This window comes from Limnohabitans sp. (assembly GCF_023910625.1).
GTDB lineage: Bacteria > Pseudomonadota > Gammaproteobacteria > Burkholderiales > Burkholderiaceae_C > Limnohabitans_A.
On record NZ_JAAVVW010000003.1, the window covers coordinates 2,444,779 to 2,458,611 of the forward strand.

The following is a 13,833-nucleotide window of genomic DNA, read 5'->3' on the forward strand; positions in this document are numbered from 1 at the left end:
TTCACACGGGTTCATGAGCATCTTTTTCAGCCTGTTCGCAGGGCTGGGCCTGTTCTTCATCGGCATCCGCCTGGTCAGCAACAACTTGCGCCAGGTGATCGGCCGGCGCCTGCGCCAACTGATTGCGCGTGCCGTCACCGGCGCGGGCTCGCTGGCATTGTTCGGCCTGCTGGCCGGGGCGGTGATGCAAAGCGTCAATGCGGTGATTCACGTGTTGGTCTCCCTGGTCACCGCCGGTGCCATGGACCGCAAGCGCGCCTTTCCCATCATCCGCTGGGCCAATATCGGCACCTCGCTGCTGGTCCTGGTGGCCGCCATTGATCTGCATGCCCTGGCACTGTGCTTGGTCGGCTTGACCGGCATTGCCTACTACCAGCAAATCGACCAGTCCACGCGCTGGCGCCACGCCGTGGGCGCCCTGCTGGGCTTGGGCCTGCTGTTCTTGGGCACCGACTTCATCAAGAGCGGCGCCGCCTTGCTGCGCACCGAACCCTGGCTGCGCCTGCACATCAGCGAGCTGGGCCTCTGGCTGCTGCCCAGCTTCGCCATCGGTGCGGCAGTGGCTTGGGTCGCGCAGTCTTCGACCACGGTGGTGGTCATCACCATGAGCCTGGCAGCCGGCGGCCTGATCAGCTGGAACGGCGGCGCCATGCTGGTGATGGGCGCAGGCCTGGGTTCCGCCGTCTCGGCCTGGAACTTGGCCGGCCGCTTGCAGGGCAGCGCCCGCCAATTGGTGCTGTTCCAGGTTCTGTTGCGCCTGCAAGGCCTGCTGCTCACCTTTATCTTCTACGCCTGCAACCGCTGGCTCTTGGACGACCCTTTCAACCGCCTGCTGGACCACTTCCAGCTAGGCTTGCCGGCCCGCTTCGCGGCCTTCTACATGGTGGTGCAACTGCTCAGCGATCTGGGCAGCCGCACCCTAGAAAAGCCCAGCCTGCGCTGGCTGGAAGCCTGGGCCGCGCCCTCGCTGCAGGAGAACCTGAGTAAGCCGCACTTTGTGCATGACGAGGCCCTGGACGAAGCCGAAACCGCCCTGCTGCTGGCCGACAAAGAGCAGCAACGCCTGCTCGCCTGCCTGCCCGCTTATCTCGACGCACTGCGGCAAGACGCGCCTGCCGCCCTTGCATCCGCCGACAAACGCCAGGCCGCCGAAAGCCAGGTGCTGCTGCTCTGTGAGCAGTTCTTGGTAGAACTGGCCGACCGCCAACGCAGCCGCGATGTTCTGGAGCGCAGCATGGTGCTGCGCGACCGCAACCGCCTGCTCGGCTCATTGCAAGAGTCGCTGGCGGAACTGCACCAGAGCACCCAAGCCGTGATGAGCGACCCCACCGTCGCCCAGCTGCTGGACCATCTTGTGCAAAGCCTGCACATAGTGCTGGAGACCCTGGCCGAAACCGCCGCACTCGCCCAGCCCGACGCCGAAGATCTGGAGCTGCTGCGCAGCCTCACCCATGATCGCTCGGATCTGATGGACAGCATCCGACGCCGCCTGCAAGGCAGCGATCTGGAACCCGGCCTGCGCCAGGCGGTGTTCAGCGCCACCACTGTGTTTGAGCGCTGCGTCTGGCTGGCGCGGCGTTATATGCTGCTGCTGGACGGCCCAGCCGCCTCGCCCGGCCATCCAAAGTGATGCAAGCTCTGAGCCGCTGGCTGGCCCTTCAGCGTGCGGCCACAGTGCTGGCCCCGAGCTCCCATGTGCTGGCCGCCGCCAAGATTGCCAGATTGAACCGCGTGAATGCTCAATCACAAGCAAGACAGAAAAGATTTTTCTGTAAGGCAAAAAACACCGCCCAGAACCGGGCTCGTTCAACGCAAATTCAACGCTAGGCCAGCAAGCTCTCACTCAGTTTCAGGCCCGTCGACCACGACGCGGGTCACACCGAGGAGATGCATTGATGCTCACAAAACCAAGACAACTCAGCAGACGAGCCGCCGCCTTGGCGCTGGTTGGCCTGGGCCTGCGCGGCCGTGGCCGTGGCCGACAGCAGCGTTCACATTGAAATCCAGTGAGGTGATGGGCGCCTCACCACCCATCGTTCAACGAACCAACCCCCAAAACCAAAGAGGACACAGCCATGACTCAGACGGCACTAGATTCGATCATCACGGCATCGGACGATCAAGCCGGGCTGGCAGCCCCCCCCGTGGGTCTGCCGCGCCAGCTGGAAAATGCCATGAACGACTTGAGCGAAGCGATCTTCCTGCCACTGCTGGGCCAGAGCCCGGCCCAAGAGCCCACCTCGGCGCGGCTGCTGTCGGTGCCCTCGCCTCAAAAGCGCGGCCGCTACGCGCTGGCCTACTGGCCAGCCACGCTGCGCAGCCTGCTCTCGCCGCACCGGCTCAACCCTTCGGCTGCCCAGGGGTCATACGCAGCGCCCTTTCAGCCGCGGCGCGACGAACACACGCGCTGGTGCCAGGCCTTCGGGCTGGACGCAGGCGCAGCCGCTGGCGCGCCTTTTCTCTTCAGCCAGGCCACCGGCACGCTGCTGTACATGCGGCTCTTCGCCGACCTGGGCCTGAACTTCCGCCACCTGCTGCACCTGCGCCACCGCGCGACACACCGGCCGGCACCTCAGGCCGCTCAACTGGGAAGTCAGATCGTCTCGGCGCGGGTCGCGGCCGTGCACTCGCTGGGCGCGCACAAGTCTGTGGTGCACAAGGCCGTGGTGCACATCGCCTGCACCGTGAGCAGCGAGGACGGCCTCGTGCTGCTGAACGTGCAGGACGACTTCATCGTGCGCGGCTACCGCCCGGGCCAGCTGGCCGCGCTGGCACGCCACCCCGGACCGCCGTTCGAGGCGCTGCTGCGCCGAACACCGCGCTGGGCGCCAGACACGGCGCCCTGGCAGGCGCGCATCGACGTCTCCAACGACCTGGGTCAGCGTTACGGCCAGCTCAGCGGTGACGCCAACCCGGTGCACACCACGCCCTGGGCTGCGCGGCTCTTTGGCCACCCAAAGCCGTTTCTCCAAGGGCTGGCCACGCGCTCGATGATCGTCGGCCAGCTGGCGCAGGCCGGCTGGCAGGTGCACCGCCTCGACCTGCACCTGTGCCGGCCGGTGCCCTGCGGCGAGCCGGTGCTGCTGTCGCACGACGGCCAGAGTTTCGAGCTCGCCAACGCCAGCGGCACGCAGTTGCTGGCCAGCGGCCGCTTTGAGGCATCGCGGTACTGAGGCATCCGTTGCTGAATCAATTGGGATCTGACCCCAATTTCCCTGAATCAATTGGGATCTGACCCCAATTTCCGTTCAAGGGCTTGGCCGCATATGCTGAACGGCCCTGATTTCGTAGTCGTTGATCAGCTTTTTGAAGTACTTGTAAATGTCGGCCATCTTCACATTCAGCTGGATGCTGGCAAAACCTTCATCATTTTTGTCCAGCGGGATCACGCCCGTGACCACGCTTTTGAAGCGTTCGGGGTCTTTGTTCCTGATGGGTTGATAGCGATCGATGCATGCAAAGATGTCGTCGAGGGTATAGCCGTGATCCTTGGTGAGGACCATCAAATCGTAGAGGTCACGAGACTTCACGCGGTCATAGACAACGATGCTTTTCATGGCAAGCAGCCCATCGATGCCCAGCACATCAAAGCCTCCCTCTGAAACCGTCACCTTGGGCGTTGCCTTCAAGTACGCAATTTGCGCCTTGGGTCGATCGCTTTCATTGCGGGAATGAAACGTGACCTTGGAATTCGCTTTTCCCCGGGATGTTCGCAAGCCTTTGCTGATGTTGCCCAGCATTCGCGTCACACTGGCGCTGGTCATGGGTTCATAAGCGCGCCGCTTGAACACGCGCTTGACCTTGGGGACGCCGTAGTAAAAGCACAACCGAGCCACATCCTCGAACTTGTGCTTTTCGAGCACTTTGCCGATCAACACGTCGTCTTTGATGTTGGGGTTTGACCAGTCATAAGCGCCCGATAAACCGATCTTGACGGACTTGCGTGGCGCGTTGGCTTGCGCAATGACGGTGCGCAGCCACGCCGGGATAAGCGCTGCGTAGTTGTCCATTTCCCCTTCTGCCCAGTCACCCGTGGCACGTTGGATCTCCAGCGTTGTGAGGTTTTGCATGCCTCGGGTCCACAGCTCAAGCAAGACCCTGCCCTTGGGGCTGGCAGCCAGCTGGACTTTTCTTTGACTCATGCGGCGAAATTGCACGGTGTGCCCAGCGGCTTTGACCGTGCGTGACAGACCAGAAGTGGGCACCACGAGCAGATTATTCGTGCCTCCGGCTGGCGCAAGCCCTACTTGCTCCCCCGTCTTTTGCGCCATTGCATGGGCAATGGTTTGTGCGTCCACACGCTGACCGGCTGTGACATACAGCCCTCTGGCGACCCGTTCGATGATCCCGGCACTCATCATCCGAAAGAGCGCCTGGTCCACGGCTGCGCGAGTCCCCACCGACAAAAAGTCAGCACTTGAGAAGACCGCCCCAAGGGGTTTGTCTGCCATGGCTTGCCTGATCATTTCAGATGTACGCATGTCAGAAATTATTAACGTTTTTCAGTCAATGTCAATATTTTTAGGTGGTGATGGATGGTGAGGGTAAAGGAAGGACGAGAAGCTAGGCGGCAGGTCAAGGCCACGCCATGACCCCCCGCAGCCCCACCCCATAACTTTCAAACCCCTGCTCAGCCCAACGCGCGCTGCTGTCAATGTTGTCGTGTTGGTGGCCATGCACCGTCATGCGCACGCCCATGCGGCGGGCCAGTTCGTCCAGCGGCGCAAAGCCGTGTTCGTGGTAGCCGGGGGCTTCGTGGGTGATGAGGATGTCGGCCTGCAGTGTGGCCAGTTGCTCCACCTCGTCGGGGTAGATGGTGGACCAGTGTTTGAGGTGCACGCCGCTCTGCCAGCGGTCTTGGCGCGGGGTTTTGCTGGCATGTTCTTCGCGGTTGCGAAACTTGGGCGTTTGCCGGTCTTTGGGGTACCACACCGCACCCCGAAACACGCCGCCCAGCCCGCCAATGCGCGTGCCGCAGGGCAGCGTGACCACTCGGCCATGGATGTTGCGCTCGGCCAGTTCGCTGTGCCAAACGTTGGCAAAGTTGCCCTCGTGGTCGGTGTCGTGGTTGCCGTGGATGTACCAGACGCGTTCGCGGATGGCCGCCAGCTCGGTGTGCAGCGGGCGTGCGGGCTCCAGGTCGCCCAGCAAGATGACGGCGCGGGCATCGGTTTGCAGCGCGGCATCGATGATGTGCTGCCATTGGCCGTGCGGGTCGCCGCAAAAGAGGAGGGGGCCGGGGTGCATGTGCTCAGTCTGTGTGTTGTGGTCTATTCGGGGTTCAGCAATTCGAGCATGCCTTGCAAGCCAATGGCCTGTGTGCCTTGTCGCAGGCTGAAACTTTCGGTACCCGGGTAGACCACGTATCGCTGGGTGATGCCCAGATCGTCACACGCGTGTTTGAACCCCCGTTCGGGAGATGGCGCACTGGACCGTTTGACCTCGATCGCGATGTCGGGTTGCCCGCCGCGTTCAAACAGCAGGTCAATTTCCGCACCATCGTGCGTTCGATAAAAATAGGGTTTGAGCGAAGGTCCGGCTTGCGTGATCAGTGTTTCCAAAACAAAGCCTTCGTAACTGGCACCTGCAACAGGATGACCCAGCACATCGTTTTCGTCTTTCAGGCCCAGCAAGGCATGCACCAAACCGCTGTCGCGCACAAACACTTTGGGCGTCTTGACCAAGCGCTTGCCCACATTGGCAAACCAGGGCTGTAGTCGGCGGACCAAGTGCAGGTCGGTGAGCAGGTCGATGTAGCGGCCTACGGTAGGGGCGCTGACACCCAAGCTCGCTGCCAGTTGCGCTTGATTGATTTGGCCGCCTTGTTGGTGCGCCAACATGGTCCACAGGCGACCCAGTGTTTCAGCGGACATGCGAGGTGCAAACATGGGCACGTCACGTTCTAAATAAGAGCGGATGAAGTCTTGCCGCCACGACATGCTGTGTGCGTCGTCTTGCGCCAGCAAACTGTCTGGAAAGCCGCCCCGGTTCCACAGGACAGATTCAGACAGTCCTGCAGAAATGGCTTCGCTCAAATGGATGGCATGCATGTCCAGATAGGCCACGCGACCGGCCAAGGTTTCGGATGACTGCTGCATCAGTGCCATGGCGGCTGAACCCAAGAGCAAAAAATGGCCGTAAAGCTGCCCGGCTGCGCGTCTTTCGTCAATCAGTCCGCGCAACACGGCAAAAAGTTCAGGCACGCGGTGGATTTCATCGATGATGACGAGTTTGGGGGCTTGTGCCCTTAAATAGGTTTCGGGGTCTTCCAAGCGGCGGCGATCTGAGGGAAGTTCCAGATCCAGGTACACCGCGCCTTGGGGCCAGTGGGCCGCCAGTTGACGCGCAAGCGTGGTTTTTCCCACCTGACGGGGTCCGAGCAATACCGCAGCGGGTACGCCAGAGCTGAGCCGTTGTTGAACGATGGAGGCGATTTGTCGAGTTATCATTACCGTAAATCATACATCATATATTTGATTTACGGGGTTATTTGAGGTGTGACTCAGTAACATCCTGCACGAAAGCCCCAGCCGGTGACTGCATTTTGTAGAGACCCGTCTTCTGGGGCGAGAGGTCGTGGTCGGCGGGGTTGATCGAGATGCGGGCAATGTGGTCGCCCGTCAACCGCCGCCTCACATCGCCGGGTAGTCGATGTACCCTTCAGGCCCCGGTGCATAGAAGGTGCTGGAGTTCGCTTTGGCCAGTGGGGCGTTGGCTTTGAGGCGTTGCACCAGGTCGGGGTTGGAGATGTAGGCGCGACCAAAAGCAACGGCGTCGGCGCTGCCGGATGCGATGGCGTCGAGGGCCATGTCGCGGGTGTAGCCGTTGTTGGCGATGTAGGCGCCTTTGAAGGCTTGGCGTGCCCACGCAAAGTCAAAGCCGGTCAGGTCACGCGGGCCACCGGTGGCACCTTCCACAAAGTGGATGAAGGCGATGCCGCGTTGGCTGAGCGCTTCGACCAGCGGGCCGAACACGGCCTGGGGGTTGCTCTCGGCCGAGTCGTTGGCGGGCGACACAGGCGACAGGCGAATGCCGGTGCGGCCTGCGCCGATTTCGGCGGCCACGGCGTCCACCACCTCCAGCGCAAAGCGGATGCGGTTTTGGGGCGAGCCGCCGTAGCCGTCGGTGCGCAGGTTGGTGGTCTCGCGCAGAAACTGGTCGATCAGGTAACCGTTGGCACCGTGGATTTCCACACCGTCAAAACCGGCGCGCATGGCGTTGGCCGCGCCTTGGCGGTATTGCTGCACAACTTCTTTGATTTCTTCTGCGCTCAGGGCGTGTGGCACCGGGGCGGGCACTTTGCCGTTGTGGCCGTAGGCCATGACCCTGGCGGCCACGGCCGATGGGGCGATGGGCGCAGCGCCGCCGGTCAGGTCGGGGTGCGAGATGCGGCCCACATGCCAGATTTGCGCCACGATCTTGCCGCCCGCCGCGTGCACGGCCTGAGTGATGGGCTTCCAGCCTTCGACCTGGGCGTCCGAATAAATGCCGGGGGTGGCCATGTAGCCTTTGCCACCGGGCGAGACCTGTGTGCCTTCGCTGATGATCAGGCCTGCGTTGCTGCGCTGGCGGTAATACGCGATGTTCATGGCGCTGCCGGGGATGTCGCCTGCAGCTTCGTCGGCGCGGCAACGGGTCAGCGGGGCCATGACCACGCGGTTGGCCATCTCGATGTCGCCGATGCGGGTGGGTTGGAAGAGTTGGGCAAGGGTGTCGGTCATGGGGGCTTTGCAATGTGGGTGGGCCAAAAGTAATCTGTTGATTATGGTTGGTGGCGAAAACATGGGCATCTCGTCCAATGTGCGCGAACGCGCCACCGAGGTGGCGGTGGTGATGCTGGAGGGGGGCAGGTGGTGGACCGCTTTCAGAGACTGATGAACGCCGGGGTGCGGTTGAACGCTTTCATCACCCAGCTCACCGGCTGATAACCCGCTAGTGCCCATACGCTGGTCCATAATCGAGCGCATTTGCTTGGATTGACTGTCCGTTCACCATCACAACCATCATGAGCAATGCCACGCATATCAATTCTGAATTTGTAGCTCTGCAGCAAAAACTGGCACGCCTTGAGAGAGAGAATGAACTGCTGCGTACAGCCCTGGACGAAAGTCCAGACGTCGTCGTTCTCAAGGATGCCAAGGGCGACTTTCTGCTGTGCAACCGCACCGTGGCCGCCCTCTACGGCACAACCCCCGAAGCCATGATCGGCAAGTCTGACGGCCACTTCAGCGCCACCCCCGAACAAGATGCCTTTTTCCGCGACAACGTGATGGGCATCATGCGTTCGGGCGTCACGCAAATCGTCATGGAAGAATCGACCGACGACCGCACCGGCAAAGTGCGCTACTTCAAATCCATCAAGAAGCCCTTCAAAAACAAGGATGGAGAAAACTGCATCCTCGTCATCGCCCACGACATCAGCGACATCCGCGCTGCACAGGCACGCGTCGAGGCCAGCGAACGCCAACTCAGCCTGGCCATGCAAGCCACCGGAGAAGGCCTGTGGGACTGGCGAATCGACACCGGTGAACTGCGCCACAACAATCGCTGGTACGAAATACTCGGCTACAGCGTTGACGATCTGACGGGCACCGTAAAAGATTTCACCTCACTGCTGCACCCTGATGAAAAGGATGAAGTCGAGCTCCTTTTGCAGGACAGTCTGGAACACGGTCAGCATTACCACCATGAACACCGTATGCGCCATCGCAATGGTGACTGGATCTGGGTACTCGACAGAGGTGAGGTGGTTGAGCGAACTTCCGAAGGCCGTCCTCTGCGCATGGTGGGCAGTTTTTCAAACATTCAACAACGCAAACAAGTTGAGATCGACTTGGTCGAAGCCAAACATCAGGCTGAACTGGCCAATAAGGCAAAGAGCATTTTCTTGGCCAACATGAGCCATGAAATTCGAACACCCATGAACGGTGTTGTTGGCATGCTCAGTCTGCTTGAGGCCTCTGGTCTGAATCAAGAGCAAACTGAGCAAGCGCACATGATCAAGCAAAGTGCCGATGCATTGACGCAACTCATCGACGAAATTTTGGACCTCTCCAAGATTGAGGCCGGCAAAATGGCATTTCGCAATGAACTTGTTCACTTGCATGATCTCATCAACAGTTGCACCCAATTGCATGCTGCGGGTGCGCAGGCCAAAGGGCTGCAAGTCAACACGAAACTGGCACCGGGACTGCCATCCATACTGCTCATCGATCCCTATCGCTTGCGGCAAATCATCAACAACCTGCTCAACAATGCCATCAAGTTCACCCGCCAGGGGCAAATCCAACTGAGTGCCAGTTGCCACGAAGGTTATTGGCAATGTGAAGTTCAAGACTCTGGCATTGGGATTTCTGAGGCTCAGCAAGCGCTGCTGTTCAAACCATTTTCACAAGTGGATGACTCCAGCACGCGACATCATGGCGGAACGGGCCTTGGACTTTCGATCAGTAAACGCTTGATTGAAGCCATGGGTGGTGAAATTGGCGTCAAAAGCAGCGTGGGCAACGGCTCATGTTTTTGGTTCAGACTGCCCCTGAACAAAGATTTATACCCACCTGATGACAGACAGCCCAGGAACAAACTGACACAGTCGGAGCAAAACAACCAGGCCGACCTCATTTTCAAACAAGGGCCAAGCGTGCTCGTGGCAGAGGATCACCCACTCAATCAAAAGATGATCCTCTCCATGCTCGAAAAATTGGGGGCAAGCCATCAACTGGTGGACAATGGACTTGCAACCCTTCAGATCCTTCGGGAACGACACTTTGACATCGTGCTCATGGACTGCCAGATGCCCATCATGGATGGCTATGAAGCGGTCCGACGCATTCGGGCAGGCGAAGCGGGCGAACAGGCGGCTCAAACCCCCATCTTGGCCCTGACCGCCAATGCCATGCCCGAGGACGTGTTCCGTTGCAAACAAGCCGGATTCAACATGCACGTCCCCAAGCCCATCACCCTGGAGGCCTTGTGCAGCGCGATCACCCAATGGACGAAAGTCACAGGGGCTCAGGGCCACCTGTAAAGCCGTCAGCACCGTCAGCTCTGAATCACGGCCAGGTAGGCCTGGTGCGTTTCGGGGCTGACAGCTTCGAGCGCTTGCTCATGGCGTGTCTGGTGCTGGGCCAGCATGCGGGCAGAGGCGATGGTTTTGGAGCGGCAAAACCAATGGCAACTGTGTTGCATCAAAAACATCTCGCCCATCATGCGGAATGATCGGGCCTTGTTGGACAAGCCCTCACGGTTGTCCACGGCCCGCTCGATGCCTAGTGCGTGCACCTCCAGCAGGCGGCGCATGTCAAAACAAAACTTCGGCGTGAGTTGGTCAATGAAGGGCAGTGCCAGCTTCAAGCCACGGGTCTCGGGGGCGGGCAATTTTGCGAACTCGCGCGCCAGATGCTGAAAATCGGCCGCCATTTGTTGCTCGGCTTGTTCTTGAAGTTGCCAAATTTGTTGTTGTCGCTCGGGGTCTGGTTCGCCCAGCGCGCGCATGTACGAGGTGGTCAGTTGTGACATGAGCTTTTCGATCTGGTAGGGGCGCAGTTGCTGGGCCAGCAAGGCGGTGCGTTTGCGCTGTCCTTGCAGGTTGAGCCAGTGGATACCCATGGCCGAGATGAACAACAGGAGGATGAGTTCCATAAAGATACAAAGTTTGCGGCCAGAATTGATCGAGCGCCGAGTTTAGTGATTGAAAGCCCCAACAGGGGCAAAGGCCCTGCCCAGGGAATGGCACGGGCTGAAGCAGGGTGTTCAGCGCGTTGGCGCTCACAAACGCTTTATTGGAGAGCGGACTCTAAAGTGCAGCTTCTCCCTTGCCCCGGCTTCTTCATGCTGTTCAAATTGCTGCATTGCAACAAAAACCCCTTCAAGGATCACGTCATGAACTTCAACGCTGAACATTTCACCGCCACCCAACAAGCCAACATGGCTGCCGTTGCCGACCTGTCGCAAACCGCTTTTGCCGGTTTCGAGCGTTTGGTCGATTTGAACATGGCCGCTGGCAAAGCTGCTGTGGGTGAGTCTTTCGCCAACATGCAAGCCCTGTTGGCTGTCAAGAACCCGCAAGACCTGATGGCTGTGCATGCCGCTTTGGTGCAGCCGGCACTCGAAAAGTCGGTGTCTTATGGCCGACACATCGCTGACATTGCCAACAGCACCAGCGCCGTCTTCACCAAGGTCGTGGAGGGCAAAATGGCCGAGTCCGAGAAGGCTGTCAAAAGCCTGGTCGAAAGCAGCCTGAAGAACGCACCTGCTGGCTCCGATGTCGCCGTGGCCGCCATCAAGACCGCTTTCGACGCCAGCCAGAGCGCCGCCGAAACCCTGAAAAAAGTGGCCAAGCAAGCCGCTGAGAGCGCCGAAGCCAGCCTGAAGGCGGCCACTGCCCAAGCCGAAGCTTCGGTCAAAGCTGCCATGTCCAAGCCTAAAGCCAAGGCCTGAGCAATTGCCACACACGCCGGCCAAGAGGGTCGGCTGCCTGCCATCAGGGTGCCATCGGGCACCCTGTTTGTTTTGGGTTTCACCCAGGTCATCTGCTTGGGTTTTGGCCTGTGCACCCGTTTTGCAGACCGAAGGGGGACTTGGCCGTTCTGACCGTTTGGCATGCGATTGAGCTCATGACCTGACAAAGCGCAGTCTTTGCCGGGGGTCTCGCCGCATTGGCCGATCACCGCCAGTCGTTTTGGGGGTGGCTTTGAGGGGCTATCAAGTCGGGCCTGTTGCTGCCGATACTGTAAGACGATGTTTTTTGGGCAACGGTGGTGCAATGGGTTCAAGTCGTTGGTGGTGCGTGACAGTGCTTGTGCTGGGGGCCGTGCCGTGGGCATGGGCGGGTCAGTACGTGCTGCTGGCGGGTCAAACCCAGACCGTGCCCGTTTCGGCCCGGGTGCTCAATGGTGAGCAGGTTTGCAATCTGGAGATCACCGTCCCCGGGCAAGCCCCTGTCGAGCGCGTGGTGCGCGCACCGTTCTTTGACGCCCGCGTGGCGATCAACCCGGGCGAGGCTGAGTGGGTCACGGTGTATTGGCGCGGACAGTTTAGGCGTGTTGATGACCAGTTGATCAATGCCTGCCCTGTGCAAGGCCAGGCGCGGTTCAAGGTGGTCCGTGACAATGGCACGACGCAGGCGATCTGGGCGGCCATGCTGGCGCAAATGCCGCCTGCCAAAAGTGAGTGTGTGAGCGTGGCCTTGGCGCACGATCTGGTGCGCCCGCAATGGTTTGATTTCACAGACCCCCAGCCGAGTGCAGAAGACGCCCGGATCCAGCGGGCTTTTACCCGCTGCGATGCATTTGTGGCGCAACCCAAAGCATGGGGGGCGCAAAACCCGGCGGGGCATGCTTGTACGGTGGCGGGGGGCATTCGGAGCCGTTGCGAGGGCTACTTCACGGCATCCTTGCAAGGCCAGTCGCGGGTGATTTCACGCGAAGAGGCCATTCGCCGCCAATTGGAGAACTTGCCCTGGAGCACCGGGGTGCGCGAGATGGCCGGGGTCAGGTCTTCGCGCATCAAGGCAGAGCAAGACCGGGTGGCCCAAGCGGCAGCTCAAGAGGCTGCTCGGAAGGCGGCTCAAGAGGCGGCGAGGATTCAGGCGATTGAGGAGGCGCGTGCATTGGCCGAGCGTCAGGTCGCAGAGGTCAAATCGGCAAAGGAACGTGCTTTGCAGGACAAAATCGTAGCTTTGCGCGCGCAGGTTGCACAAGAAAATGCGCTGCAGGAAAAGCAGCGCCAAGAAAACCGCAATTGGTTGCTCAAGCAGGTGGACAAAATCACGGGCAGCCCGCAGCCCGCAACACCCGCAACACCCGCAACACCCGCCGCCGCTCCGGGCAATCCGGCAGTGGCAGCCCCTGTGGCGAAGTGATCTCCGGCCAGGCAGGGGATTGCGTTTGTTCTGTGGTCTCAGGACTTGGCTTGACCGGCTGACCAGGCGGTGCCCATGGAAGCGACCATGACCAAGACAATCGCCAAGCCTTGGGTCAGGCTCAGGTGTTCCGCCAACACCAGCCAGCCTGCCAGTGCGCCAACGGCGGGCTCCAGGCTGAGCAGAATGCTGAAAGTGTTTTTGGACAGGTGGTGCAGGGAAAACATCTCCAGTGCGTAGGGGATCGCACTGGACAGCAAGGCCACGGCCAGGCCGGCCACCAACCATTGCGGGTCGAGCATGGCTGTGCCAGCATGGTAGAACCCAATGGGTGTCACCATGATGGCCGCCGCCAGCATGCCCATGGGGGTGGCCATGCTGCCGTAGCGCAGGGCCACCCGTTGTCCGAAAACGATGTACAGCGCCCAGCAAATACCCGCTGTGAAGGCAAAAAACATGCCCATGGGGTCGAGCGCCGAGTTGGCCTCGCCCCCGGGCAGGGGCAGCAGCAAGGCCAGCCCGGCGATGGCCAAAGACACCCAAAGCCAGTCACTGGTTTTTTTGGAGGTCCAGACCGCCAAGGCCAGCGGGCCGGTGAATTCGATGGCAATGGCCACGCCAAACGGGATGGTTTTGATGGCGCTGTAAAACAGCAGGTTCATGACCCCGAGGGTGACGCCATACAGGCCCAGTGGCAGCGCGTCTGCCCAGACCCACTTTCTGCGCCAGGGCCGAAACACCGTCATCAGCATCAGCATGGCAAATACGATGCGGTAGGCGGTGGTGCCCTCCGCGCCCAATGCAGGAAACAGGCTTTTGGCAAACGAGGTGCCCACTGCCAGGGAAATCAGGCTGCCCAGCAAGGCCAGGATGGCCCACAAACGCAAGTTCAAACGGGGCCTCTTTCTGTGAGTTCCAACACGATGGGTTGGCCGTGGGTGGTTGGCATGTTTGTTTTTTGTCGGGGTTTG

11 protein-coding genes and 1 pseudogene are annotated in these 13,833 nt (G+C 60.4%); 6 read left to right on the forward strand and 6 right to left on the reverse strand.

The features are described 5' to 3' along the window. The first annotated feature begins 13 nt into the window (after positions 1–13). Complete coding sequence (locus HEQ17_RS15275) at positions 14–1,630, forward strand: Na/Pi symporter (RefSeq protein WP_296293524.1); 1,617 nt, start codon at positions 14–16, stop codon at positions 1,628–1,630. Between the two features lie 445 nt (positions 1,631–2,075). Next, positions 2,076–3,173 carry a MaoC/PaaZ C-terminal domain-containing protein gene (locus HEQ17_RS15280; protein ID WP_296293525.1) on the forward strand — a complete coding sequence of 366 codons (1,098 nt, stop codon included), beginning with the start codon at positions 2,076–2,078 and terminating at the stop codon, positions 3,171–3,173. 75 nt (positions 3,174–3,248) lie between these two features. Here the strand turns inward: HEQ17_RS15280 and HEQ17_RS15285 are convergent, their stop codons facing one another. The 4 genes from HEQ17_RS15285 to HEQ17_RS15300 all read right to left on the reverse strand — a co-directional run bounded on the left by HEQ17_RS15285 (position 3,249) and on the right by HEQ17_RS15300 (position 7,721). Beyond that, positions 3,249–4,481, reverse strand: a complete 1,233-nt coding sequence (locus tag HEQ17_RS15285) for a hypothetical protein (protein ID WP_296293526.1) — start codon at positions 4,479–4,481, stop codon at positions 3,249–3,251. A 94-nt stretch (positions 4,482–4,575) separates the two neighbouring features. Further along, positions 4,576–5,247 carry a metallophosphoesterase gene (locus HEQ17_RS15290; RefSeq protein ID WP_296293527.1) on the reverse strand — a complete coding sequence of 224 codons (672 nt, stop codon included), beginning with the start codon at positions 5,245–5,247 and terminating at the stop codon, positions 4,576–4,578. A gap of 23 nt (positions 5,248–5,270) precedes the next feature. Next, entirely contained in the window at positions 5,271–6,449 is a 1,179-nt protein-coding gene (locus HEQ17_RS15295; protein ID WP_296293528.1) for an ATP-binding protein, read from the reverse strand. A 183-nt stretch (positions 6,450–6,632) separates the two neighbouring features. After that, entirely contained in the window at positions 6,633–7,721 is a 1,089-nt protein-coding gene (locus tag HEQ17_RS15300; protein ID WP_296293529.1) for an alkene reductase, read from the reverse strand. A 43-nt stretch (positions 7,722–7,764) separates the two neighbouring features. Here HEQ17_RS15300 and HEQ17_RS15305 point away from each other — a divergent pair. Together HEQ17_RS15305 and HEQ17_RS15310 are read left to right on the forward strand one after the other, a co-directional pair. After that, a pseudogene (locus HEQ17_RS15305) lies at positions 7,765–7,922 on the forward strand (3'-5' exonuclease); the annotation flags it as partial. Positions 7,923–8,005: 83 nt separating this feature from the next. After that, entirely contained in the window at positions 8,006–10,027 is a 2,022-nt protein-coding gene (locus tag HEQ17_RS15310; protein ID WP_296293530.1) for a hybrid sensor histidine kinase/response regulator, read from the forward strand. 14 nt (positions 10,028–10,041) lie between these two features. Here the strand turns inward: HEQ17_RS15310 and HEQ17_RS15315 are convergent, their stop codons facing one another. Next, complete coding sequence (locus tag HEQ17_RS15315; RefSeq protein WP_296293531.1) at positions 10,042–10,641, reverse strand: hypothetical protein; 600 nt, start codon at positions 10,639–10,641, stop codon at positions 10,042–10,044. A gap of 240 nt (positions 10,642–10,881) precedes the next feature. On the opposite strand from HEQ17_RS15315, the gene phaP reads away from it, so the two are divergent. Both phaP and HEQ17_RS15325 read left to right on the forward strand, forming a co-directional pair. Then, complete coding sequence (phaP, locus tag HEQ17_RS15320) at positions 10,882–11,439, forward strand: TIGR01841 family phasin (protein WP_296293532.1); 558 nt, start codon at positions 10,882–10,884, stop codon at positions 11,437–11,439. Positions 11,440–11,764: 325 nt separating this feature from the next. Continuing rightward, on the forward strand, positions 11,765–12,862 hold the full coding sequence (locus tag HEQ17_RS15325) for a hypothetical protein (RefSeq protein ID WP_296293533.1): 1,098 nt from the start codon (positions 11,765–11,767) through the stop codon (positions 12,860–12,862). A gap of 38 nt (positions 12,863–12,900) precedes the next feature. Here the strand turns inward: HEQ17_RS15325 and HEQ17_RS15330 are convergent, their stop codons facing one another. Beyond that, the gene (locus tag HEQ17_RS15330) at positions 12,901–13,755 is read right to left on the reverse strand and encodes a DMT family transporter (RefSeq protein WP_296293534.1); all 855 of its coding nucleotides are present in this window, start codon (positions 13,753–13,755) and stop codon (positions 12,901–12,903) included. Positions 13,756–13,833 lie beyond the last annotated feature (78 nt).